We start from the raw sequence: 21,813 nt of genomic DNA, 5'->3' as shown, positions 1-21,813 counted from the left end.
CTCTCTCGTGTGGTCGTGCGGCACCGGCGCCGGTCGGCTCACGGGCGCCGCAGCGCGTCGGCGGCGCCCGGGCCGGTGACCAGGGGCAGCGAGCCGCCCGGCGACGCGGCGGCGTCGAGCGCCGGCTGCTCCAGAACGTCCTTGCCCAGCAGCTCGGGATCGGGCAGCTCCACCGGGTACTCGCCGTCGAAGCAGGCCCGGCACAGGTTGGGGCGGGCGATGGTGGTGGCCTCGACCATGCCTTCGAGCGAGATGTAGGAGAGCGAGTCAGCGCCCAGCGAGGCCCCGATCTCGTCCACGGTGAGCCCGTTGGCGATCAGTTCGGCCCGGGTGGCGAAGTCGATGCCGAAGAAGCAGGGCCACTTGATCGGCGGCGAGCTGATCCGGACGTGGACCTCGGCCGCGCCCGCCTCGCGCAGCATCCGCACCAGGGCACGCTGGGTGTTGCCACGGACGATGGAGTCGTCCACGACCACCAGGCGCTTGCCCCTGATGACCTCCTTGAGCGGGTTGAGCTTGAGCCGGATGCCCAGCTGCCGGATGGTCTGGCTGGGCTGGATGAACGTACGTCCGACGTAGGAGTTCTTCACCAGGCCCGAGCCGTACGGGATGCCGCTGGCCTCGGCGTAGCCGATGGCGGCCGGGGTGCCGGACTCGGGGGTCGATATCACCAGGTCGGCGTCGGCGGGGGCCTCGGCGGCGAGCCGGCGGCCCATCTCGACCCGGGAGAGATAGACGTTGCGCCCGGCGATGTCGGTGTCGGGACGGGCCAGGTACACGTATTCGAAGGCGCAGCCGCGTGGCTTCGCTTCCGCGAATCGGGTGGACCGCAGGCCGTTCGCGTCGACGGCGATCATCTCGCCCGGCTCGATCTCGCGGACCACCGAGGCGCCGACGATGTCCAGCGCCGCGGTCTCGGAGGCGACGACCCAGCCGCGCTCCGAACGGCCGAGGACCAGGGGGCGGAAGCCCTGCGGGTCACGCGCCGCGTAGAGGGTGTTCTCGTCCATGAAGACGAAGGAGAACGCGCCCTTCACCCGGGGCAGCACGAGGGGCGCGGCCTCCTCGACGGTCAGCGGCTCGCCGTTCTCGTCGCGCTGGCCGGCGAGCAGCGCCGTGACCAGGTCGGTGTCGTTGGTGCTGGCCACCCGCTGGCGCGATCCCCGGCCGCCCGGCAGCTCCGCGACGAGGCGGGCCAGCTCGGCCGTGTTGACCAGGTTCCCGTTGTGGCCCAGGGCGACGGAGCCGTGCCCGGTGGCCCGGAAGGTCGGCTGGGCGTTCTCCCAGGTGGGGGCGCCGGTCGTCGAGTAGCGGGTGTGGCCGACCGCGATGTGGCCGGTCAGGGAGCCCAGGGAGGTCTCGTCGAAGACCTGGGACACCAGGCCCATGTCCTTGAAGACCAGGATCTTGGAACCGTCGCTCACCGCGATCCCCGCGGACTCCTGTCCGCGGTGCTGTAGCGCGTAGAGCCCGAAGAAGGTGAGTTTGGCGACCTCCTCGCCCGGGGCCCAGACACCGAAGACGCCGCACGCGTCCCTCGGGCCCTTCTCGCCGGGGTCAAGGTCGTGGTTGAGTCGTCCGTCACCACGTGGCACACCACGAGTTTAGGCCAGAACGGGGGGTCGGGGAGAACCCCCTGGATTGTGAGACATGCCCCATGCGCGGCGCGGTGCGGGCGCTGTGGAACGCAGGGCGGTCAGCCGAGCACGGGCAGTTCACCGGCGAGCGCGCCGGCCCGTTCGCCGCTCGCCCGGAGCCGCCCGGTGGCGGTGGCGGCGGCCCAGTCGATCCGTCCCGAGGCCAGCCGGAGCCAGGTGAGCGGATCGCTCTCCACCACGTTGGGCGGGGTGCCCCGGGTGTGCCGGGGCCCGGCGACGCACTGCACCGCGACGAACGGGGGCACCCGCAGCTCGGTCGAGGCGCCGGGGGCCTTGGCGGCCAGCGCGTCGGCGAGCACCCGGACCGTGATCGCCAGCGCCCCCCGGTCCAGCCGGACGGGCAGCCCGGTGGCCCTGGTCAGGTCGTCGCTGTGCACCACCAGTTCGACGATCCTGGTCACCGTGTAGTCCAGCGCCCGCATCGCGCCGAACGCGTGCGGGATCAGCAGGTCGTCCCTGATCCCCGTCTCCACCACGGCGTCCAGCTCCTCGGCCGCGCCGTCGATCGCCGCCCGGTGGTCCGGCTGCCGCTCGGCCGCGTCGCGGGCGTCGCGGTCCTTGGCGTCGGCGATCCCGCGGGTGCCGGCCGCCCAGCGGTCCAGGTCGGTCTCCGCCCGGGTCACCGGGGGCGCGGGCCGGGCCAGCAGCCGGGGCAGCGCGTCCATCTCCTGGGCGATGTGCGCCAGCAGCAGGCGAACGTCCCAGCCCGGCAGGTCGGTGGGGCGCGCCAGCAGTTCCTTCGGCAGCTCGTGGACGGCCAGCCGCACGAACTCCACCTGGGCGAGCAGCGCGTCACGGACTCGATCCGCGTGGTAGGCGCGGGGTTTGCGACCGACGGCAGACATGACACGGAGCTTACGACGACCGACCTCCGTTGGATGGTGACAAGGTCATACCAACCAGACGTTCTCCGGAACCAACCGGCAGCGCCGCCCCTAGGATGCGCGCATGGCTTACGCGGACAGGTATCTGGCGGAGGACGAGGAACTCGTCTACGAGACCAGGCAGCACTGGACGACGCTGGTCAGCGAGTTCCTGCTGCTGTGCCTGATCATCGCGGTGGCGGGCGCGGCCGTCTGGGCGCTGCCGACCGACGAGGACTGGGGGAGCACGGGCGTCTGGGTGGTGCTCGGGCTGGCGGCGATCGCGGCGATCTGGCTCTGGCTGGTGCCTTTGCTCCAGTGGCGTGCCACGGTCTACTTCCTCACCACCAAGCGGCTGCACAAGCGCTCGGGGTTCCTGTCGAAGTCGGGCCGCAGCATCCCGCTGGCGCGGGTCAACGACGTGGCCTTCTCCGCCTCGCTGTGGGAGCGGCTGATGCGGTACGGAACGGTCCGCGTCCAGTCCGCCTCCGAGCAGGGGATGATGACGCTGAAGCACGTGCCGGACCCGGAGGGCCTGAAGAACCTCGTCTACCAGGCGATCGACGGCCTGCGCGACGAGCCGCCGGCGCAGCCGCCGCACTGAGCCGCCGCGCCCGGGGCGTTTCCCGGGTGCCCGTGGCGCGGCAGGGACAAAGCGCGGCAGGGACAAAAAGGGCGAAGCATCTGACATGCCTTGCGCCAGGCGGGGTACCCCGGCGGCATGGCTGGTATCGAACTGCACAGTACGGCGTTCAACGACCGCACGCCGATCCCACGCCGCCACGCGAAAGACGGCGACAACGTGTCCCCGCCCCTGATCTGGTCGCCACCGCCGAGGGGCACGAGCGAGCTGGTGCTGCTCTGCGAGGACCCGGACGCCCCATCCGGCACCTTTGTGCACTGGCTGGTCACCGGCATCGCCCCGGAGAGCGGCGGGGTGGCCGAGGGCGAGGTGCCCGACGGCGGAACGCCGCATCGCAACGACTTCGGCGACCACGGCTGGGACGGGCCCCAACCGCCGGTGGGCGACCGGCCGCACCGGTACCGGTTCCGGCTGTACGCGGTGCCCGAGCCGGTGCCGCTTCCGGACGCGGCGACGGCCGAGCAGGTGCACCGGACCATGAGCCAGCACGGGCTGGCCAGCGGTCTGTTGACCGGCCTCCACCAGCGTTGACCCCGCCGGGCCTGTCGTTCTTCGGCGCGGCCACGGCCCGGCCCGAGAGAGCCCGGCAGAGAGGAGTGCGGCGATGGTCCGCAAGAAGGTTGAGGGGAACGAGGTCCAGCGGCGCGCGGCGGCGCGGTCCGCCCGGGAGGCGGGCGAGCGCCCGAGTGCCAGGAACGTCACCACCGGCGGCTCCAAGCAGCGCACCCACGTTCCCCGGCGCAACTCGCTGGACCACGAGGAGCGCATGGAGCCCCGCGAGCGGGGCAAGCAGCGGGTCGAGGCCGCCGAGCAGGCGGCCGAACGGGCCGAGCCGCCGCCCGCCCCGCCGCCTGGACGCTCGTTCACCGGCCGCACGGACCCGGGGTACGGGCAGGAGCACCAGGCCGTCTTCCAGGCGGTGGCCCAGGCCGAGCGCCGGCACGACGGGAACGCGGTCTACGCCCACGAGGTGGCCCGCACGGCCGGCCTTCCGCACGACCGGACCAAGGTGCTCCTCCACGACCTGGTGGCCTCGCAGCGGCTGGTCACCAAGCTGGAGCGGACCGACGACCCGGACCTGGGCCCGCGTTACGAGACCAAGCCCTGGTGACGGGGCGGGCCAGCCGTCGCGGCCGGGCGGCCGCCGGCCCCGTGCCGGCGTGACCCGTCGGCCCGGACTCCGGCCGCCGCTCCCCCGGTGCTCGGGAGCGGCGGCCGGGTCCTGACCGGGGCCACGACCCGGGGTGCGCTCAGCCGAACAGCTCGCGCAGCGGGCGCTCGTGCGCCGCGCGCAGCTCGTCGAGCGGCAGGCTGAACTGGCCCTGCACCTCGACGGCCTCGCCGTCCACCACTCCGATCCGGGTGGCGGGCAGCCCACGGGCCGCGCACATGTCGGTGAACCGCACCTCCTCGCCGCGCGGCAGCGCCACCACGGCGCGGGCCGTGGACTCCGACAGCAGGAACGCGAACGGCGAGAGGCCCTCGGGGACCACCAGCCGGGCGCCCTTCCCGCCCCTGAGGCAGGACTCGACGACCGCCTGGATCAGGCCACCGTCGGAGAGGTCGTGGGCGGCGTCGATCATGCCGTCCCGGCTGGCCGCGATCAGGATCTCGCCGAGCAGCCGCTCCCGTTCCAGGTCGACGCGGGGCGGCAGCCCGCCCAGGTGGCCGTGGATCACGTCCGTCCAGGCCGAACCGCCGAACTCCTCCCGGGTCTCGCCGAGGAGGTAGAGCAGCTGGCCCTCGGTGCGGAAGGCCATCGGCGTGCGGCGGGTGACGTCGTCGATCACGCCCAGCACGCCGACCACCGGCGTGGGGTGGATCGCGGTCTCGCCGGTCTGGTTGTAGAGGGAGACATTGCCGCCGGTGACCGGCAGGCCCAGGGCGAGGCAGGCGTCGGCCAGGCCACGGGTCGCCTCGGCGAACTGCCACATCACGGCCGGGTCCTCGGGCGAGCCGAAGTTGAGGCAGTCGGTGACGGCCAGCGGCCTGGCGCCGCCGGCGGCGACGTTCCGGTACGCCTCGACGAGCGCGAGCTGGGCGCCGGTGTACGGGTCCAGCTTGGCGTAGCGCCCGTTGCCGTCGGTGGCCAGCGCGACGCCGAGGTTGGTCTCCTCGTCGATCCGCAGCATTCCGCTGTCCTCGGGCTGGGCGAGCACCGTGTTGCCCAGGACGTAGCGGTCGTACTGGTCGGTGATCCAGGAGACGTCGGCCTGGTTGGGCGAGCCCACCAGGCGCAGCACCTGTTCGCGCAGCTCGGCGGCGTCGGCCGGGCGCGGCAGCCGCGCCGGGTCGTCGGCCTGGAGCGCGTCCTGCCAGTCGGGGCGCGCGTAGGGGCGCTCGTACACCGGTCCCTCGTGGGCCACGGTGCGCGGCGGAACGTCGACGACCTGCTCGCCGTGCCAGTAGATCTCCAGCCGGTCGCCCTCGGTGACCTCGCCGATCACTGTGGCGATCACGTCCCACTTGGCGCAGATCTCCAGGAAGCGGTCGACCTTGCCCGGCTCGACCACCGCGCACATGCGCTCCTGGGACTCGCTCATCAGGATCTCCTCGGGCGAGAGCGAGGAGTCGCGGAGCGGCACGGTGTCCAGCTCGATGCGCATCCCGCCGGAGCCGGCCGAGGCCAACTCCGAGGTGGCGCAGGAGAGTCCGGCGCCGCCGAGGTCCTGGATGCCGGTCACCAGCCGCTCGGCGAAGATCTCCAGGGTGCACTCGATGAGCAGCTTCTCCTGGAACGGGTCCCCGACCTGCACGGCCGGGCGCTTGGCGGGGCCGCCCGAGTCGAAGGTCTCGGAGGCGAGAACGGAGACCCCGCCGATGCCGTCGCCGCCGGTGCGGGCGCCGTAGAGGATGACCTTGTTGCCGGCGCCGGCCGCCTTGGCGAGGTGGATGTCCTCGTGCTTCATCACGCCGACGCAGAGCGCGTTGACCAGCGGGTTCCCCTGGTAGCAGGGGTCGAAGACGACCTCGCCGCCGATGTTGGGCAGGCCGAGGCAGTTGCCGTAGCCGCCGATGCCGGCGACCACGCCGGGCAGCACGCGGCGGGTGTCGGGGTGGTCGGCGGCGCCGAACCGCAGCGGGTCCATCACCCCGATCGGGCGGGCGCCCATGGCAAGGATGTCCCGCACGATCCCGCCGACTCCGGTGGCCGCGCCCTGGTAGGGCTCGACGTAGGACGGGTGGTTGTGTGACTCGACCTTGAAGGTGACGGCGTAGCCCTGCCCGACGTCGACGACGCCGGCGTTCTCCCCGATGCCGACCAGCAGCGCGTCGCTGGCGGGGGCCTTCTCGCCGAACTGCCGGAGGTGGACCTTGCTGGACTTGTAGCTACAGTGCTCCGACCACATCACCGAGTACATGGCCAGCTCGGCGCCGGTGGGTCGGCGGCCGAGGATCTCCCTGATGCGCTGGTACTCGTCCTCCTTGAGGCCGAGTTCGGCCCAGGGCTGGGCGGCTTCGGGGGTGTCGGCGGCGTGCTTGACGGTGTCCAGGACGGGCTTGGACTGTGCGGGCATCAGGCGACCAGCTTCTTGAGTACCGAGGTGAAGAACGGAAGGCCGTCGGTGGTCGGCCCGGTGAGGGCCTCGACGGCGTGTTCCGGGTGGGGCATCAGGCCGACGACGTTGCCGGCGGCGTTGGTGATGCCGGCGATGTCACGGCGGGAGCCGTTGGGGTTGACGTCCAGATAGCGGAAGACCACCCGGCCCTCGGCCTCCAACTCGTCCAGCGTGGCCTCGTCGGCCACATAGCCGCCCTCGCCGTTCTTCAGGGGGATGGTGATCTCGGCGGCCGGCGCGAAGTCACCGGTCCAGGCGGTGGTCGTGTTCTCCACCCGCAGCCGCTGGTCGCGGCAGACGAAGTGCAGATGGTCGTTGCGGGTCAACGCGCCGGGCAGCAGATGGGATTCGCACAGCACCTGGAAACCGTTGCAGATACCGAGGACGGGCAGGCCGTCGTGTGCTCCCGCAATGATCGTTTCCATCACCGGCGAGAAACGCGCGATCGCGCCGCAACGGAGATAGTCCCCATACGAGAATCCCCCGGGCAGGATCACGGCATCGACCTGATGGAGATCTTTGTCACCGTGCCAGAGGGCGACCGGCTCCGCGCCGGCGAGCTTTACCGCGCGCGCGGCGTCCCGGTCATCGAGAGATCCGGGAAATGTGACGACTCCTACACGAGTGGTCACCGAACCGCCCCTTCTTCCGCCGCATTGTCGCCGGCACTCCCGGTGGCCGCGCCCGGCGCATCCGTCAACTCCTCGACGCGGACCTCGAAGTCCTCGATCACGGTGTTGGCCAGAAACGTGCCGGCGATCTCCCTGATCCTGGCGAGCGCCGCCTCGTCAACGGGCCCGGCCAGATCGAGTTCGAAGCGCTTGCCCTGGCGGACATCCGTGATCCCCTCGAACCCCAGGCGTGGCAGGGCGCGTTGCACGGCCTGTCCCTGCGGGTCGAGGATCTCCGGCTTGAGCATGACGTCAACTACGACGCGGGCCACTGGTTACTCCCGGTGGTGATGCGGTGGTGGTGATACAGGGACGACGCAGCCTGACACGGGTGGTCACACGGTGCTTGACGCCGCATGGATCAGCGTACCCGGCGGAGAAATCTACCCGTGTAGATGACCGGATACTGGTCACGTTAAGGTATCGGGCTCACAAACCCCTGCAAGAAACGACTGCGGAAAAGTAGGGTCCCGGTACGCGATGACGCGCGGTGCGACATGCGGGAGGATCGCGAGAAGGATCGTCAGGGGACACGAGACGGTAATTTCGTCGTTTCGCTTAAGCACCTCCAGCGCAGTACAAATTAAGAAGAAGCTCACTCACCAGGGGAGCGCCGAGTTCGCGGCCGCCGGCATACCGGCGTGACCCGCCCCGGGACGCCCGGGGATACGGCGGCGACACTCCCGAAAGGACCGATATCCGTGGCACAGCGTGTAGTGGTCACTCTCTCCGATGACATCGACGGTGGGGAGGCGTCGGAAACGGTCGCCTTCGGGCTCGATGGCAAGGCCTACGAGATCGACCTCAGCTCGCACAACGCTGAGCAGCTGCGCAACGCGCTCGCCCCCTTCGTGGAGGCGGGGCGCAAGCGGAGCCGGTCGGGCCGCGCCTTCCACCGCACGGCGGTGGCCCCCGACCCGAAGGCCGTCCGCGCCTGGGCCGAGTCGAACGGGCTGGGCGTACCGGCCAGGGGACGCATTCCCCGGAAGGTCTACGAGGCCTTCAACCAGGCACACGCCACCGCTCGTTGAGCCGGGCGACCGCCGAGGGGCCGGCCGACTGAGCCGACTTGCCATGCCCCCCGGGTGATCCGCTAAAGTCTGGAGCGCGCCAAGGGAGCGCCGGCCGGAAGGTCGGAGGCCCTGAGGATCGCGCGGGTGTAGTTCAGTAGTAGAACACCCTCTTTCCAAGAGGGAGGCGCAGTGTGCAATTCCTGTCACCCGCTCCAGCCGCTGGACCGGTCTTCGGATCGGGTACAGTAGGCGAGCATCACCCGCCTCCGGGTGGCCCATGCGGACGTGGCTCAGTTGGTAGAGCATCACCTTGCCAAGGTGAGGGTCGCGAGTTCGAATCTCGTCGTCCGCTCGGCACGAGGGCCCGACGTCGTTCTTCGACGTCGGGCCCTCGCTCTGTTCTCGCCTCGTCCGCGTTGTCCGCGTTGTCCGTGCCGCCCGCGTTGCCCGCGTTGCCCGCGTCCTGGTGAACGTCGCGCCGTGCCCGTCCCGCACGGGGAGGCAGGGGCACGGCGGCCGGGCGCCCCGGCCGCGCGGGCTCGTCGTCCGCTCCGGCGGTGTGCCGGTGAACGCCCCGGGGCCGCATCCCGCCTCGTCGATTCCCTTCGGGCGGAGGGGATCTGACATCTGTCATGTGGGTTGGTGACAGCGTGCACTGCCGATGGGGCGGTGGGGGCGGAAGCCTTGAGGACATGGAAACGGCGATCGAAGTGCAGGGGCTGCGCAGGCGCTACGCCGGCCGAGGGGCCGGGGACGCCTACGAGGCGGTCAGAGGGTTGGACTTCACGGTGCGGCAGGGCGAGGTCTTCGCCCTGCTCGGGACGAACGGCGCGGGGAAGACCTCCACGGTGGAGCTGTTGGAGGGGCTGGCGGAGCCCAGCGGGGGCGAGATCCGGCTGCTCGGGCTCGACCCCTTCCAGCAGCGCGCGACGGTGCGGCCCTGGATCGGGATCATGTTGCAGGAGGGCGGCCTGCCCAGCGAGTTGACGGCCGCCGAGACGGCCAGGATGTGGGCCGGCTGCACGACGGACGCGCGGCCGGCGGACGAGGCGCTGTCGCTGGTCGGGCTCGCGGGCCGGGCCGACGTCCGGGTCAAGCAGCTCTCCGGCGGCGAGCGGCGCCGGCTGGATCTCGCCCTGGCGTTGATCGGGCGGCCCCGGGTGCTCTTCCTCGACGAGCCGACCACCGGCCTCGACCCGCAGGCGCGGCGCACGACCTGGGAGTTGGTCAGGAGCCTGCGCGCGGAGGGGACGACGATCGTGCTGACCACGCACTATCTGGAGGAGGCCGAGGCGCTGGCCGACCGCCTGGCGATCATGACCGAGGGGCGGATCACGGTCTCGGGCACGCCCGAGGAGGTGATGGCGGCGCGGCCGTCCCGGATCAGGTTCCTTCTGCCGGCGGGCCTGGCCCCGGCCGAGCTGCCGCTGTCGCTGCCCGCCGGCGTGGACGGTCGGCAGGTGGAGATCAGGACCCAGGATCTCCAGTCGGCGCTCACCGAGCTGCTGCTCTGGGCGCGCGGGCGGGGAGTCGCGCTGGAGGCCCTGGACGCCAGGTCCGCCTCGCTGGAGGAGGTCTTCCTGGAGATCGCCGGGGAGCAACGGGAGTCCAGGCGCCGGGCCGCCATGGCCGGGAAGGGAGACGCGGCATGAGCACGATGCGGACCGAACGGAACGAGCGGGCCGAGCGGCTGGCGCCGGCGGCGGCCGGCGGGGCGTCGATGCGGCGGATGCGGTCGCTGGCGCGGGCCGAGCTGACGCTGCTGCTGCGCAGCAGGACGGCCCTGTGGGTGGCGCTGCTGATGCCGCTGCTGATGGTCCTGGCGACATACTCGGCGCTGGAGGAACTGGATCTCTCCGACGCCGGACTGACGCAGGGCGAGGCGGTGTTGACCGGCGGCGTGGGGATGGTGCTGCTGGTGGTCATCTATCTCAACCTGGTGCCGGCGCTGGTCACCAGGCGGGAGGAGCGCGTGCTCAAGCGGCTGCGCACCGGGGAGATAGCGGATCGGGAGATCCTCATGGGCACCGCGCTCCCGACGGTGACGGTCGCGGTGGCGCAGTGCCTGGTGCTGGTGGTGGCCGGCACCCTGCTGCTGGACGTGTCGGCGCCCGGCTCGCCGGCGTTGTTGCTGGCGGGCATCGGCCTGGCCGTGGTCACCCTGGTCCTGCTGGCCGTGGTCACGGCGGGTCTGACCAGGACGGTGGACAGCGCACAGATCACCACCACGCCGCTGCTGCTCGTCTGCGCCCTGGGCTCCGGGATCTTCATCCCGCTGGAGATCTTCCCCGAGGCGGTCGGCTGGGCCTGCCGGATGCTGCCGCTGACGGGCTCGGTCGAGCTGATCCGGCACGGCTGGATAGGTGGTCTCGACGGTGTCGAGATAGCCAGGGCCGGGCTGTTCGCCTTGGCGTGGGTGGCGATCGGGGTGTTTGCTGTGAAGCGTTGGTTCCGCTGGGACCCGAGGCAGTGACGCGAGCCCCCCGCCTCCCCGGGGGTGGGGGCCGCCTCGGGACGCCAGGGCGGCCGCTCGCCCCGCACAGGAAGGGACGCTCAAGGAGAAGGGGCACGGTTCATGTGGTTGCCACGCTGGGTGAGGGAGCTGCGGCAAACCAGCCACCAGAGGCGGGTCCACGCCTACACCCGGTACACGCTCTACTTCATCTCCCTGTCGGAGCTGTTGGCGATCACCAGCGTGCTGCTCAACGCGCGTCCGCTCAACGAAGGGTGGGCGAGCCTGGCGCTGTGGGTCCTGGTCACCCACCACGTGTTCCTGATGCTGATGGCGACCAGGGACGGTCTCCGCCACTATCTCGCCGGGACTCCCCGGCCGACGCGGCTGATCGCCTGGACGACGGCGTTCACCTGCGCCACGTCGCTCCTGGTCGGCGGGGCCGTCGCGCTGGACCTGGTCGATCGCAGGGTGCTTCCGGTCACGCTGATGACCACGATGTTCTACGCGGGCCCCACGGCCCTGCTCCTGCCGCTGCGGCGGGCCGCCGTCCTGATGGCCGCGCCGATCGCCTGTTGTCTGGCGGCCTTCGCCCTCCGTGGGCCGGACCTCACCGCGATGCTGTTGCAGGTCACGTTCCTGCTGTTGGTCGGCCTCTTCATGGGCGGCACCTACCGGGCCTCCGCCTGGACGCTGCGGGTGCTGGACCGGGTGGATGCCGCACGCGAGACGGAGAAGCGGCTGGCGGTGGCGGAGGAGCGGCTGCGGTTCGGCCGTGACCTGCACGACGTGCTGGGCCGCAACCTCTCGGTCATCGCGCTGAAGACCGAGCTGGCGGCCCAGCTGGCCCGGCGGGGTTCGCCGGACGCCGCCGAGCAGCTGGCCGAGGTACAGCGGATCGCCCGCGAGTCCCAGCGGGAGATCAGGGAGGTGGTCAGGGGCTATCGCGAGGTCGACCTGCGCGCCGAACTGGCGGGTGCCAGGGGCGTGTTGGAGGCGGCGGACATCCGCTGCTCGCTGACCGGGGCGAGTACGGTGGCGCCGTCGTTGCCGCCGAAGGTCGGCTCCGCGCTGGGCTGGGTGGTGCGCGAGGGCGTCACCAACGTGCTGCGGCACTCCTCGGCGACGCGGTGCGACATCAGGTTCGGTCGCTCGCCCGACGGCTGGGCCGAGCTGTCGTTGGAGAACGACGGGTCACGCGTGGACGGTGCGCGGCCCGACCAGGCGGGGAGCGGGCTGGCCGGGCTGCGGGAGCGGCTGGCCGCTCTGGGTGGCACGCTCTCGGTGGAGTCCGTCTCCGACGGCGTCTTCCGGCTGACCGCGCGCGTGCCGTTGGACCGGGAGGGCGCGGAGGCGCCCGGGGCCGGTGCCGCCGACGGCGCGGTGGACGGCGCGGCGCGGCGGCGGGAGCCGTCGGTGGAGGAGGAGGCGGAGAACGTGGAGAGAGAGGCGTCGCGTTGAGCGAGGAACGGTCGGTGATCCGCGTGCTGCTGGCCGACGACGAACATCTGATCAGGGGGGCGTTGGCGGCGCTGTTGGCGCTTGAGGACGACCTGTTGGTGGTGGCGGAGGCCGCCTCGGGGCCCGAGGCGCTGGCCATGGCCCGCGCCCAGCGCCCCGATGTCGCGGTGCTCGACCTGGAGATGCCGGGTTCGGACGGGGTGTCGGTGGCGAACACGCTCCGGGCGGACCTGCCCGACTGCGCCGTGATGATCGTCACCGGCCACGGTCGCCCGGGCCATCTGAAGCGCGCGTTGGCCGCCGGTGCCAGGGCGTTTCTGCCCAAGACGGTCTCGGCCCAGCGGCTCGGGGAGATCATTCGCACGGTGCACGCGGGAAACCGCTATGTCGACCCGGAGTTGGCGGCCGACGCGATCAGCGCGGGCGACTCGCCGCTGACGGACCGGGAGGCCGAGTTGCTGGAGCTGGCGGCGGACGGTGCGCCGATCGCGGAGATCGCGGAGCGCGCGGCGTTGGCACCGGGCACGGTGCGGAACTACCTGTCCTCGGCGGTGGCGAAGCTCGACGCGGAGAACCGGCACACGGCGGCCCGTCGCGCGCGCGAGCGCGGTTGGCTCTGACCTGAGCGGCGGCGCCCGCCCGGCGGGCCGGCGGCCGGCCATGGCGCGGGGACGCGCCCCGGCGCCCGCCCGGCGGGCCGGGGAAGATCACTCGCGCGGGTGATGGGGCAACGGGCGCCGGCGGTTCCGGGGCGGGCGGCGGCCCGGGCGCCGAACTCGTGGGCGGCGGCCGGGATTTCCCCGCGGCGGCCGGGGTTTCACCCGGACGAGTGAGCAGCCGGGGCGGCTCAGTCCCAGGCGTTGCCGGTCAGGAGTCGGTAGACCTCCGTGTAACGCTCCCGCGTCTGCTCGACCACATGGTCGGGCAGCGGCGGCGGAGGGGTGTCCCCCCGGTGGTCCCAGCCGGCCTCGGGCGAGGTCAGCCAGTCCCTGATGTACTGCTTGTCATAGGGCCGTTGGGGCTGCCCCGGCTGCCACTCCGACTTCCGCCAGAAGCGCGAGGAGTCCGGCGTGAGCACCTCGTCGGCCAGCACCAGCGGCCGTTCCGTTCCCTCGCCGATGGGCCGCCCGAACTCGAACTTGGTGTCCGCGAGGATGACCCCCCGGTCCCTGGCGATGTCCCGCGCGCGGTGGTAGATCGCCAGGGTGGTCTGCCGCAGCTGGGCCGCCGTCTCGGCGCCGACCCGGCGGGCGACCTCCTCGTAGGAGACGTTCTCGTCGTGGTCCCCGACCCGCGCCTTGGTGGCCGGCGTGAAGATGGGCGCCGGCAGTTCGGACCCGTCCTCCAGCCCCTCGGGGAGGGCGAGCCCGCAGACGGTCCGGTGCTCGCGGTACTCGGCGAGCCCGGAGCCCGTGAGGTAGCCACGGGCCACGGCCTCCACCGGCACCATCTCCAGCGGCCGGCAGACCATGGTCCGCCCCGCCCAGTCGTCGGGCGCGCCCTTGGGCGGGTCGGTGCCGATGACATGCCCCGGCACCAGGTCGGCGAGTTGGTCGAACCACCACAGGGAGAGCCGGGTGAGGATGCGCCCCTTGTCCGGGATCTCGCTGCCGAGCACCCAGTCGTAGGCGGAGACCCGGTCGCTGGCGACCATGATCAGCTCGCCGGCCTCGTTGCGGTAGAGGTCCCGCACCTTCCCGGTGTGCAGGTGCACAAGGCCCGGGACGGCCAAGGGCTCGGGCTGCTCGACGAATCCTGGCACTGTGCCTCCTGGCGACTCGGGGGGGGGATGGCAGCGGGCTGGTCCTGTCCGTCCCCATTGTCCCGTAGGGCGGTGGCGCGCCCGCAGGCGGGTGCGCGCCCGCGCCGGCCCCCCGCGCGCCCCCGGCCGCGAGGCGCCTCACTCTCGTTTGCAGATGCGATCCAACAGATTGGCGGTCGCGCGTTGGATCACGCGGTCCGTGTGGCCGGGTCTGGCCAGCGCGGGCGACCAGGCGAAGGTGCCGGAGGCGAACACCCAGGCGCCGCTGGCCGCCTGGTAGAGCGAGGTCTGCTGGTGCCGGAGCGCCCCGTTCTCGTCCTCGAACGGCGAGTGCGCCAGCAGCACCCGGCTGAGCGTGTCCGGCAGCGGGGTGCGCGGAAAGTAACGGTCCGCCTCGCCCGCGACCAGACCCGGCAGCTCCTGCCCCTCGGCGGCGCCCGTCGAGTCCCACAGCCAGTGGTCGGCGTTGCGCACCACCAGCGGGCTGGGCCGAGGCACCCGGCCCGCGTACTGGATGCCGAGCAACAGCTGTTCCGGATGGCCCTGTTCGCGCCAGAGCATGGCGCGGCCCGGACCCTGCCGTTTGCGGCAGTGCAGCAGCCGGTCCGGGTCGCCCGAGGGCAGCGGGCCCAACGAGACCTGCCAGTACATGGAGTTGGCGGCCAGGAAGACCAGCGAGGTGCCGATCTCCCTGGCGTCCTCCACGGCCCGCCGCATCGGCACCGACCAGTACTCGTCGTGCCCGGAGAAGACCAGCCCCCGGTAGCGGGCCGCGTCGACCCGCCCGGCGTGCAGGTCGCGCGCGGTCGCGTAGGAGAGGTCGTAGCCGTAGCCCTCGGCCCAGCGGATGAAGTCGTAGGCGTGGCCCGCGTGCAGCGGCAGCCCGGCGCCGGCGTAGGGGCGGTCGAAGGAGACCGTGACGGAGGCGTCCTGCTCGCCGAGCAGCCGGCCGTTGGCGTCCCAGCCGTGGTAGAGGCTGGCGCCGGCCTGGCCGTCCTCGGGGAAGAGGTTGTACGCCTGCCAGGTCACGTCGGGCAGCACCAACAGCAGGTCGGCCGCCCGGTCGTCGCGCACCGCGAACGGGACGTGGGAACGGAACGCGCCGTCCGCCGTCGTCAACACCGCGACATGGGCGCCCGGTTGCCAGTCCGGCGGCACCTGGAGCCGCCAGGACAACCACCAGTGGTGGCAGGACGCGGTGCGCCCGGCGATCAGCGGCGGCGGCTGGCTGATGCCCATCAGCTTGGGGCTGCGCAGCAGTAACTGGGCGCCGTCGCCCGCGAAGTGGCCGATCCGGTAGACGTCGATGGTGAACTCCTGCGGCGGGTCGACCGTCACCCGGAAGTCCAGCGCCTGCCCCGGCTCCACCGCCCCCTCGGAGACGAAGCCCTTGATCTGGCAGCCGACGTCGTCGGCGGTGCGCGGCCCCGAGGGGCTCGACTCGACGCGCTGGGCGGGCAACGCGTAGCCCGCGTCGTAGAAGTGGCCCTCGCTGGACCGCAGCCAGGGCAGCGGACCCTGCCCGTACGGATCGGACACCGCGTGTGAGAGCGTCCCCACCTCCCAGCGGCGAATACGCCCGTTGCTCTCTGTCAAGCTCCCCTCCCTGCACCTCCGGTGTGGTCGTGCCGTCACCCAGCACATCACATATGGCGAGCGTGCGGTCACCGTTTGTCGCGGGATTGACCGGAGGTGGTTGCGTGATATTGGCGCTTCGGGCGAAGTGTGTCGAGACCCGCGACCCGGGAAACCGGGGCGGCGGCGCGCGGGGTCCGGCCGGGCCGGCCGGGAACGGAGACCGCCGGGGCGTCAGACCAGCCGCACCGGCTTGTCGGAACGGACGCCGGCCGCCGCGAGCCAGTCGCGCAGCGGCGCCGGGTCCCCGTCGTCGACCAGGCTGTGCACCGTGGTGGTCAGGTCCGTCACGCGCCCGCCGGCGACGGTGCGCAGCACCGGGCCGTCCAGCCAGTCAAGGCCGGGCGAGGCGCCGGCGGTGTCGGCCGCCGCGCAGCAGACGGCGGCGGCCACATGGTCGACGAGCGACTCCCGCCGCCCGCGCGGCGGTTGGGGCGGGAACGGCAGCGGCCCCACCGCGCCGCCGTCGGCCACCCGCTGCCGGGGCGCGTGCGCCGCCTCCGCCCGCGCCGCCTCGGCGGTCAGCCGCGCGGCGAGCGCGTCGGTGCCGCCCTCGGCGGCCGCCGCCTCGGCCAGGCCGTGCAGCGCGCGGGCGAGGGTCGGCGTCTCGGTGGCGTCCAACGCGGTGAACAGCCGGGCCGCGCGGTCCCGCCAGACGCGGTCGACCACCTCGTCCGGGTAGGCCGGCCACTCCACCGGGGCCCAGCCGTCGGCGCCGTCCGCCGGCAGGCCGTGGAAGATCCGGGCCGCCAGCAGCGAGACCTCGCGGTCCACGTCGCCCGGCCGTTCCAGCAGGTCGCAGGCGGGCCGCTGGCCGAGCCTCGCGGCGAAGCCGTCGGCGAGCCGGTCCCTGCTGGAGAGTTCGGTGAGCGCGGCGGCCACCCCGGCGTCCAGGCCGCTGGGCCAGCGTCCGGTGCGCCAGGCGGGCAGCGCGACCCGGGTCAACAGCCGGTCCCAGCCGGCGTAGGCGAGCCCGACCTGTTCCTGGGCGAGGGTGCGCAGGCCCTGGTCCACGCCCCTGGCGCGGGCGGCGGATGCGGCGGCGACGCCCCGTTCCATGTGCGAGGAGTGCTCGGCGGCGGCGCGCAGCAGGCGGCGGGCGAGCCAGCCGGCGCCGGCGGTCAGCGGCGCGCCGGCCGGCCGCACCCCTTCGGCGTGCCCGACGGCCGCGTCCCAGGCGCGCAGGCAGCGGCGGGCCGAGGCGATGTCGGGGTGCGCGGCGGGCCCGGTGCCGGCGACCACCGGCGCCAGCAGCGCCCGCAGCTCGCCGACCCGCAGCCACCACAGGAACGGGGAGCCGATGACCAGCGTGGGCGCGGCCTCGGAGCGGGGGCCGACCGGCTCCTCCAGCCAGCTGTCGCAGTCCGGGGTGAGCGCGATCGCGCCGGGCCTCGGAACGTCGAGCTGGGCCGCCAACTCGCCTATCAGCCGGTGCAGCGAGGGGGCCGCCGACTCGGGCAGCGGAACGGTCGGCGTCGGCGACTGGCGCGCGGTGAGGATGCGCGCGGCGAGCGCCCCGGCGAGGGCGAGCACCCCGGCGGCCACCGCCGCCACCGACCAGCCGAGCGCCGGCGGGGCGCCCACCACCAGGAGCACGACGGCGAGGGCCGCCGGCGTGAGGGCCAGCGCCAGCGCCGTGTTGCGCACCCGCAGGACGGCCAGCGCGTGATCCCGCGCGGAGTATGTGGGGTTACGCGCCTCGCGCTGCACCATGCCCGGCCCTCCGCCGTCCGTCTCCGTCGCGTCTGTTTCCCACTGTGACACCGGGGACCGACAGCGCAAGGCGCGCTGCGCCGAACGCCTGAGGGCCGGTGGGTGGGGTCGACGACGTTGCGCCGCCCGGTAGTTGGGCGTGCGCCGCACCCTAGTTGGGCGCGGCTGGCGCGTCAGCCGGACCGGGAATCGGTCACTCGATGGTGGTGCTTTGGTCAGAGGCTGGGGTCAGCGGCTGGTGCCGGGTGCCGGGGTCGGGGGCGCGGTCAGGCGTCGCCGGCGGAGGCCGCGCGGGCGGCGATGTCCGTGCGGTGGTGGGAGCCGGCCAACTCGATCCGCCCCACCGCCCGGTAGGCGCGCTCCCTGGCTTCGGCGAGGTCCGCGCCCAGCGCGGTCACGGAGAGCACCCGGCCGCCGGCCGAGACCACCCGGCCCGCCTCGTCCCGCCGGGTGCCGGCGTGCAGCACGTAGACGGCGGGCCCGTCCTCGGCCGCGACCGCGTCCAGTCCGCCGATCGGGTCGCCGGAGCGCGGCGCCTCCGGATAGCCCTCGGCCGCGACCACCACGGTGACGGCGGCCCCGTCCGACCAGCGCAGCGGCGGAAAGTCGGCCAGCTCGCCGATGGCGGACGCCAACAGCAGCCCGGCCAGCGGGGTTTCCAGCCGGGCCAGCACGACCTGGGTCTCCGGGTCGCCGAAGCGCGCGTTGAACTCGACCACCCGCACCCCGCGCGAGGTCAGCGCGAGCCCCGCGTAGAGCAGCCCGGAGAACGGGGCGCCCCGCCGGCGCATCTCGGCCACCGTGGGCCGCAGCACCGTCTCCAGCACCTCGTCCGTCAGGCCGGGGTCGGCCCACGGCAGCGGCGTGTAGGCGCCCATGCCACCGGTGTTGGGGCCCTGGTCGCCGTCGAGCGCGCGCTTGAAGTCCTGCGCCGGGGTCAGCGGAACGACCGTCTCGCCGTCGGTCACGGCGAACAGCGAGACCTCGGGGCCGTCCAGGTACTCCTCGATCACCACCCGCTCGCAGCTGCGGGCGTGCGCCCTGGCCACGGCGAGGTCCTCGGTGACGACGACGCCCTTGCCGGCGGCGAGGCCGTCGTCCTTGACCACATAGGGCGGGCCGAACGCGTCGAGCGCGGCGTCGGCCTCGGCCGGCGTGGCGCAGACGTAGGAGCGGGCGGTCGGCACGCCGGCGGCGGCCATGACCTCCTTGGCGAACGCCTTGCTCCCCTCCAGCCTGGCGGCCTCGGCGCCCGGGCCGAAGGCCGGCACGCCCGCCGCGCGCACCGCGTCGGCGACCCCGGCGACCAGCGGCGCCTCCGGCCCGACGACGACCAGTTCGGCGCCGAGCCGCAGCGCCAGTTCGGCGACGGCTGAGCCGTCGAGCTGGTCGACGGCGTGGCAGGTCGCCAGTTCGGCGATGCCGGCGTTGCCGGGGGCGGCGTGCAGCTCGGTGACGGCGGGGTCGCGGGAGAGGGCGTGACACAGGGCGTGTTCGCGGGCGCCACCGCCGATGACGAGGATTCTCACGCGGGCAGCCTAACCGCGCCCCCTCCCCCGCCGGCTCCCGCGTCCACGACCCGGGACCGCCGGGGGACGACTACCCGAAGACGATCATCGACCCCTGGGCCAGGCTGCGGGTGGCCGCCGCGTGCAGGCCGCGCCACACGTGGCGTTCGCGGGCGAACGGCCCCCCGTCGGACGGCGGCGCGCCCGCCGGCTCGTCCAGCCGGGTCGGCCGGCTCGGCGGCTCCGGCGGGGCCGGCGGCCTGGCCGGGTCGATCTCCAGCGCGGGCGCGACCAGTTCCAGCTCCCGCAGCAGCCCGTGGCTGGACCCGAGCGGCCCGCCGCCCGCCAGCAGCGCGTCGTTGACCAGCGGGCGCGGAAAGTCCACCGGAACGTAGGCCCCGGCGTGGTCGAAGTGCCAGACGAGATGGGCCTCCTGGGCGCCGCTCTCGAACATCTCCAGCAACTGCTGGTAGTCCCCGTCGAGTTCGTTGGCCGGCGTCACGGGCAACCCGCTGCGTCGCAGCAGGTACGCCCGGCGCAGCAGGTGCAGCGCGGTGTAGTCGAAGCCGGCCACCGGCGCGACCTCGCCGACCATGCCCGGCACATAGCCGAAGACCGGCACCGGCGGCAGCCCGGCGGCCTTCAGGGCCCGGTCGTACTCGGCGATCTCCTCGGCGAACGGGTTGTCGGGGCTGTGGCACAGCACATCGACGAGGGGGACCAACCACAGGTCACAGGCCACGTAACAAGGCTCTCTCGGTCGGACTTCAGGACACACTTCAGGACACGCCGAGTTCGGCGGCCAGTGCCAGGATGTGTGACCGGTACTCGCTGAGCAACCGTCCCGTCTCGTCCACGTTGCCCGTCTCGACGGCGTCGGCGAGCGTCAGGTGGCCGGCCCAGAGCCGGCCGGCGAGCCGTTCCCCGCCGCCCGGGCCCCCGCGCAGCCGGGGCACCAGGAACGCCCAGCAGCGCACCCGCAGTCGGTCGAGGAACTCGCCGATGTGCGGGTTCTCCAGGAGGGCGTCCAACTCCCGCCAGTAGCGCAGGTCGTAGGCGATCAGTATGTCGAGGTCGCCGGCGAGCGCGGCCTGGCGGGCGGCGACCGCGCGGCGGCGGATCGAGGTGAACTCCTCCGGGCCGACCGGCCACTGGACTAACGCCGGGTGCCGGTGCAGCACGCCGTCGCCGACCAGCGCGAGGGCCTCGACCATCTGTCGGAAGTCGGTGAAGGTCAACTGCTTGATCCGGTAGCCCCGGTGCTGCTCCACCTCGAGCAGCCCCTGCGCCGACAGGTCGACCAGCGCCTCCCGCACCGGGGTGGCCGAGACCCCGTACTGCTCGGCGATCTCCCGCACGGTGAACTCGGCGTCGGGCGCCAGACGTCCGGCGAGGATCTCCTCGCGCAGGGCCTCCGCCAGCTGCTCCCGCAGGGTGCTGCGTTGAATCACGGCAGCCCAGACTACCGTCACCCTATTGACAGCATACTGTCGTTATGACAATCTCCTGTCATAAGCGGGAACTCGCGCACCACCGAGCCCCGACACCACCACCCCAGGGAGACGGCCCATGTCCGGGACCGACACCGCTCAGCACGGCGCCCAGCCCACCGCCCGGGCCACCGTTCACCTCGCCGTCTACGACGGGATGGCCGACTGGGAGACCGGCCACGCCACCGCCGAACTGGCCGTCTCCGGGCACCGGGTGATCGCCGTAGGGCGCACCACGGAGCCGGTGACCACCATCGCCGGGCTGCGCCTGCTCCCCGAGATCACCCTCGACCAACTGCGCCCGGCCGACAGCGCCTTGCTGATCCTGCCCGGGGCCGGCGGCTGGCTGGAGGGCGCGGAGCTGGCGCCGTTCGCCGAGGCGGCGCGGGCGTTCGTGGACGCCGGCGTGCCCGTCGCCGCGATCTGCGGGGCGGTCGTCGGGCTGGCCGGCGCCGGGCTGTTGGACGAGCGGGCGCACACGGCGGCCGCCCCCGAGGTGCTCGCGATGAGCGGCTACGCGGGCGGCGCGCACTACCGGGAGGCGGACGCGGTCACCGACGGCGACGTGATCACGGCGGGGCCGACCGACCCCGAGGCGTTCGCCCGGGAGATCCTCACCCGGCTCGACGCCTACCCGCCGGAGGTCGTCGACGCCTGGTTCCGCCTCTACGCCGACTCGGACGCCAGCGCCTACCCGATCGTCGCGGCGGCGCAGGGGAGTTGAGATGACGACGCCACGGCGGGGGGCGGCGAGCGCGGAGGCGCGGGAGAACGGCCGGGACCAGACGCCGGAGGCGCCGGCGCTGCTGTCCGGTTCGGCGCTGGCGGTGTTCCGGCTCAACGGGCGGTTCCTCGCGCTGGCCGAGGGGCTGGCCCGGCCGGCCGGACTGAGCGCCGCCGGCTGGCAGGTGTTGGGCGCGGTGCTCAACGAGCCGCTGCCGGCGGCCGGGATCGCCCGGGTCATGGGCATCACCCGGCAGAGCGTGCAGCGCGTCGCCGACCTGCTGGTCGAGCGCGGCCTCGCCGAGTACCGGCCCAACCCGGCGCACCGCAGGGCCAAGCTGCTGACGCCAACGGCCGCCGGCCGAGCGGCGATCGGGCGGATCGGCCCCCAGCACGCCGAGGCGGCGGAGCGGTTGGCCGAGGCGGTGGGCGGCGCGCCCCGGCTCGCGGAGATCCTGGACGCGCTCACCGAACTCTCCGAGGCCGTGCGGCAGCTGCCCGCGCCCCACGACGGCTGAGGCGCCGCCCCCAGCCCGGACAACCCGAGCCCGGACAACCCGCACCCGACGCCGAAGCGTTCGCACCCCCGGCGCGCCCCCACGCGCCCCCTTCCGCCCCGACTCGTCCCACCCCGCCCCGACCGGAAGGGGCGCACCGCCCG

21 protein-coding genes and 2 tRNA genes are annotated in these 21,813 nt (G+C 73.3%); 12 read left to right on the top strand and 11 right to left on the bottom strand.

The window, feature by feature from the left end:
- Positions 1 to 38 precede the first annotated feature (38 nt).
- Together purF and FH609_RS20680 are read right to left on the bottom strand one after the other, a co-directional pair.
- Positions 39 to 1,595 (bottom strand): amidophosphoribosyltransferase, encoded by a 1,557-nt coding sequence (gene purF, locus FH609_RS20685; RefSeq protein ID WP_139672261.1) that lies wholly within the window; start codon positions 1,593 to 1,595, stop codon positions 39 to 41.
- A 101-nt stretch (positions 1,596 to 1,696) separates the two neighbouring features.
- Positions 1,697 to 2,503 carry a maleylpyruvate isomerase family mycothiol-dependent enzyme gene (locus tag FH609_RS20680; RefSeq protein ID WP_139672264.1) on the bottom strand — a complete coding sequence of 269 codons (807 nt, stop codon included), beginning with the start codon at positions 2,501 to 2,503 and terminating at the stop codon, positions 1,697 to 1,699.
- Between the two features lie 103 nt (positions 2,504 to 2,606).
- On the opposite strand from FH609_RS20680, the gene FH609_RS20675 reads away from it, so the two are divergent.
- The 3 genes from FH609_RS20675 to FH609_RS20665 all read left to right on the top strand — a co-directional run bounded on the left by FH609_RS20675 (position 2,607) and on the right by FH609_RS20665 (position 4,275).
- Positions 2,607 to 3,125 (top strand): PH domain-containing protein, encoded by a 519-nt coding sequence (locus FH609_RS20675; RefSeq protein ID WP_139672266.1) that lies wholly within the window; start codon positions 2,607 to 2,609, stop codon positions 3,123 to 3,125.
- Between the two features lie 117 nt (positions 3,126 to 3,242).
- The gene (locus FH609_RS20670) at positions 3,243 to 3,695 is read left to right on the top strand and encodes a YbhB/YbcL family Raf kinase inhibitor-like protein (RefSeq protein ID WP_139672269.1); all 453 of its coding nucleotides are present in this window, start codon (positions 3,243 to 3,245) and stop codon (positions 3,693 to 3,695) included.
- Positions 3,696 to 3,768: 73 nt separating this feature from the next.
- Positions 3,769 to 4,275, top strand: a complete 507-nt coding sequence (locus FH609_RS20665) for a hypothetical protein (RefSeq protein WP_139672271.1) — start codon at positions 3,769 to 3,771, stop codon at positions 4,273 to 4,275.
- 139 nt (positions 4,276 to 4,414) lie between these two features.
- Here FH609_RS20665 and purL read toward each other — a convergent pair whose 3' ends face one another.
- Genes purL through purS form a run of 3 tightly spaced genes read right to left on the bottom strand, consistent with a single transcriptional unit; the run spans position 4,415 to position 7,667 of the window.
- Positions 4,415 to 6,682, bottom strand: coding sequence for a phosphoribosylformylglycinamidine synthase subunit PurL (gene purL, locus FH609_RS20660; RefSeq protein WP_139672274.1), 2,268 nt, complete (start codon positions 6,680 to 6,682; stop codon positions 4,415 to 4,417).
- Positions 6,682 to 7,356, bottom strand: coding sequence for a phosphoribosylformylglycinamidine synthase subunit PurQ (gene purQ, locus FH609_RS20655; protein ID WP_139672277.1), 675 nt, complete (start codon positions 7,354 to 7,356; stop codon positions 6,682 to 6,684). Before purQ ends, purL begins: the two co-directional genes overlap by 1 nt.
- A complete protein-coding gene (gene purS / locus FH609_RS20650) occupies positions 7,353 to 7,667 on the bottom strand; it encodes a phosphoribosylformylglycinamidine synthase subunit PurS (RefSeq protein ID WP_139672280.1) in 315 nt (104 codons plus the stop codon). Before purS ends, purQ begins: the two co-directional genes overlap by 4 nt.
- A gap of 429 nt (positions 7,668 to 8,096) precedes the next feature.
- On the opposite strand from purS, the gene FH609_RS20645 reads away from it, so the two are divergent.
- The 7 genes from FH609_RS20645 (at position 8,097) to FH609_RS20615 (ending at position 12,941) form a co-directional block, all read left to right on the top strand.
- Complete coding sequence (locus FH609_RS20645; RefSeq protein WP_122183377.1) at positions 8,097 to 8,426, top strand: histone-like nucleoid-structuring protein Lsr2; 330 nt, start codon at positions 8,097 to 8,099, stop codon at positions 8,424 to 8,426.
- A gap of 122 nt (positions 8,427 to 8,548) precedes the next feature.
- Positions 8,549 to 8,623 (top strand) — tRNA-Gly (locus tag FH609_RS20640).
- Positions 8,624 to 8,687: 64 nt separating this feature from the next.
- Positions 8,688 to 8,760, top strand: a tRNA-Gly gene (locus FH609_RS20635).
- Between the two features lie 340 nt (positions 8,761 to 9,100).
- Positions 9,101 to 10,060: an ABC transporter ATP-binding protein gene (locus FH609_RS20630; protein ID WP_139672283.1), complete on the top strand. Its 960-nt coding sequence runs from the start codon at positions 9,101 to 9,103 to the stop codon at positions 10,058 to 10,060.
- Complete coding sequence (locus tag FH609_RS20625; protein WP_139672286.1) at positions 10,057 to 10,881, top strand: ABC transporter permease; 825 nt, start codon at positions 10,057 to 10,059, stop codon at positions 10,879 to 10,881. The genes FH609_RS20630 and FH609_RS20625 overlap by 4 nt, the downstream gene beginning before the upstream one ends.
- Before the next feature lie 102 nt (positions 10,882 to 10,983).
- Positions 10,984 to 12,321: a sensor histidine kinase gene (locus tag FH609_RS20620; protein WP_139672289.1), complete on the top strand. Its 1,338-nt coding sequence runs from the start codon at positions 10,984 to 10,986 to the stop codon at positions 12,319 to 12,321.
- A 14-nt stretch (positions 12,322 to 12,335) separates the two neighbouring features.
- Positions 12,336 to 12,941, top strand: coding sequence for a response regulator transcription factor (locus tag FH609_RS20615; RefSeq protein ID WP_139672566.1), 606 nt, complete (start codon positions 12,336 to 12,338; stop codon positions 12,939 to 12,941).
- A 227-nt stretch (positions 12,942 to 13,168) separates the two neighbouring features.
- Here FH609_RS20615 and FH609_RS20610 read toward each other — a convergent pair whose 3' ends face one another.
- The 6 genes from FH609_RS20610 to FH609_RS20585 form a co-directional block, all read right to left on the bottom strand.
- Positions 13,169 to 14,083: a phosphoribosylaminoimidazolesuccinocarboxamide synthase gene (locus FH609_RS20610; protein WP_139672291.1), complete on the bottom strand. Its 915-nt coding sequence runs from the start codon at positions 14,081 to 14,083 to the stop codon at positions 13,169 to 13,171.
- 138 nt (positions 14,084 to 14,221) lie between these two features.
- Positions 14,222 to 15,679, bottom strand: coding sequence for a N,N-dimethylformamidase beta subunit family domain-containing protein (locus tag FH609_RS20605; RefSeq protein ID WP_139672294.1), 1,458 nt, complete (start codon positions 15,677 to 15,679; stop codon positions 14,222 to 14,224).
- Positions 15,680 to 15,892: 213 nt separating this feature from the next.
- Positions 15,893 to 17,431: a hypothetical protein gene (locus tag FH609_RS20600; protein WP_139672297.1), complete on the bottom strand. Its 1,539-nt coding sequence runs from the start codon at positions 17,429 to 17,431 to the stop codon at positions 15,893 to 15,895.
- Between the two features lie 266 nt (positions 17,432 to 17,697).
- The gene (gene purD, locus FH609_RS20595; protein ID WP_139672300.1) at positions 17,698 to 18,960 is read right to left on the bottom strand and encodes a phosphoribosylamine--glycine ligase; all 1,263 of its coding nucleotides are present in this window, start codon (positions 18,958 to 18,960) and stop codon (positions 17,698 to 17,700) included.
- Positions 18,961 to 19,030: 70 nt separating this feature from the next.
- The gene (locus tag FH609_RS20590; RefSeq protein ID WP_139672303.1) at positions 19,031 to 19,681 is read right to left on the bottom strand and encodes a hypothetical protein; all 651 of its coding nucleotides are present in this window, start codon (positions 19,679 to 19,681) and stop codon (positions 19,031 to 19,033) included.
- Between the two features lie 37 nt (positions 19,682 to 19,718).
- The gene (locus tag FH609_RS20585; protein ID WP_319789613.1) at positions 19,719 to 20,390 is read right to left on the bottom strand and encodes a GntR family transcriptional regulator; all 672 of its coding nucleotides are present in this window, start codon (positions 20,388 to 20,390) and stop codon (positions 19,719 to 19,721) included.
- Positions 20,391 to 20,508: 118 nt separating this feature from the next.
- On the opposite strand from FH609_RS20585, the gene FH609_RS20580 reads away from it, so the two are divergent.
- Both FH609_RS20580 and FH609_RS20575 read left to right on the top strand, forming a co-directional pair.
- Entirely contained in the window at positions 20,509 to 21,153 is a 645-nt protein-coding gene (locus FH609_RS20580) for a DJ-1/PfpI family protein (protein WP_139672306.1), read from the top strand.
- Between the two features lies 1 nt (position 21,154).
- The gene (locus tag FH609_RS20575; protein WP_139672309.1) at positions 21,155 to 21,670 is read left to right on the top strand and encodes a MarR family winged helix-turn-helix transcriptional regulator; all 516 of its coding nucleotides are present in this window, start codon (positions 21,155 to 21,157) and stop codon (positions 21,668 to 21,670) included.
- Positions 21,671 to 21,813: the final 143 nt, after the last annotated feature.

The sequence above is a fragment of the Streptomyces sp. 3MP-14 genome (assembly GCF_006334905.2).
GTDB classification, from domain to species: Bacteria; Actinomycetota; Actinomycetes; order Streptomycetales; family Streptomycetaceae; genus Streptomyces; species Streptomyces triticirhizae.
The sequence above is the reverse complement of the archived record's forward strand: the minus strand, read 5'-3'. Positions and strand labels throughout refer to the sequence as shown.

Excerpts from the sequence above, each read along its gene's own strand:
- FH609_RS20630 (WP_139672283.1), top strand. The coding sequence starts at position 9,101 with ATGGAAACGGCGATCGAAGTGCAGGGGCTGCGCAGGCGCTACGCCGGC.
- FH609_RS20675 (WP_139672266.1), top strand. The coding sequence starts at position 2,607 with ATGGCTTACGCGGACAGGTATCTGGCGGAGGACGAGGAACTCGTCTAC.
- FH609_RS20575 (WP_139672309.1), top strand. The coding sequence starts at position 21,155 with ATGACGACGCCACGGCGGGGGGCGGCGAGCGCGGAGGCGCGGGAGAAC.
- FH609_RS20625 (WP_139672286.1), top strand. The coding sequence starts at position 10,057 with ATGAGCACGATGCGGACCGAACGGAACGAGCGGGCCGAGCGGCTGGCG.
- FH609_RS20665 (WP_139672271.1), top strand. The coding sequence starts at position 3,769 with ATGGTCCGCAAGAAGGTTGAGGGGAACGAGGTCCAGCGGCGCGCGGCG.
- FH609_RS20600 (WP_139672297.1), bottom strand. The coding sequence starts at position 17,431 with ATGGTGCAGCGCGAGGCGCGTAACCCCACATACTCCGCGCGGGATCAC.
- FH609_RS20580 (WP_139672306.1), top strand. The coding sequence starts at position 20,509 with ATGTCCGGGACCGACACCGCTCAGCACGGCGCCCAGCCCACCGCCCGG.
- FH609_RS20670 (WP_139672269.1), top strand. The coding sequence starts at position 3,243 with ATGGCTGGTATCGAACTGCACAGTACGGCGTTCAACGACCGCACGCCG.
- purL (WP_139672274.1), bottom strand. The coding sequence starts at position 6,682 with ATGCCCGCACAGTCCAAGCCCGTCCTGGACACCGTCAAGCACGCCGCC.
- FH609_RS20620 (WP_139672289.1), top strand. The coding sequence starts at position 10,984 with ATGTGGTTGCCACGCTGGGTGAGGGAGCTGCGGCAAACCAGCCACCAG.
- FH609_RS20680 (WP_139672264.1), bottom strand. The coding sequence starts at position 2,503 with ATGTCTGCCGTCGGTCGCAAACCCCGCGCCTACCACGCGGATCGAGTC.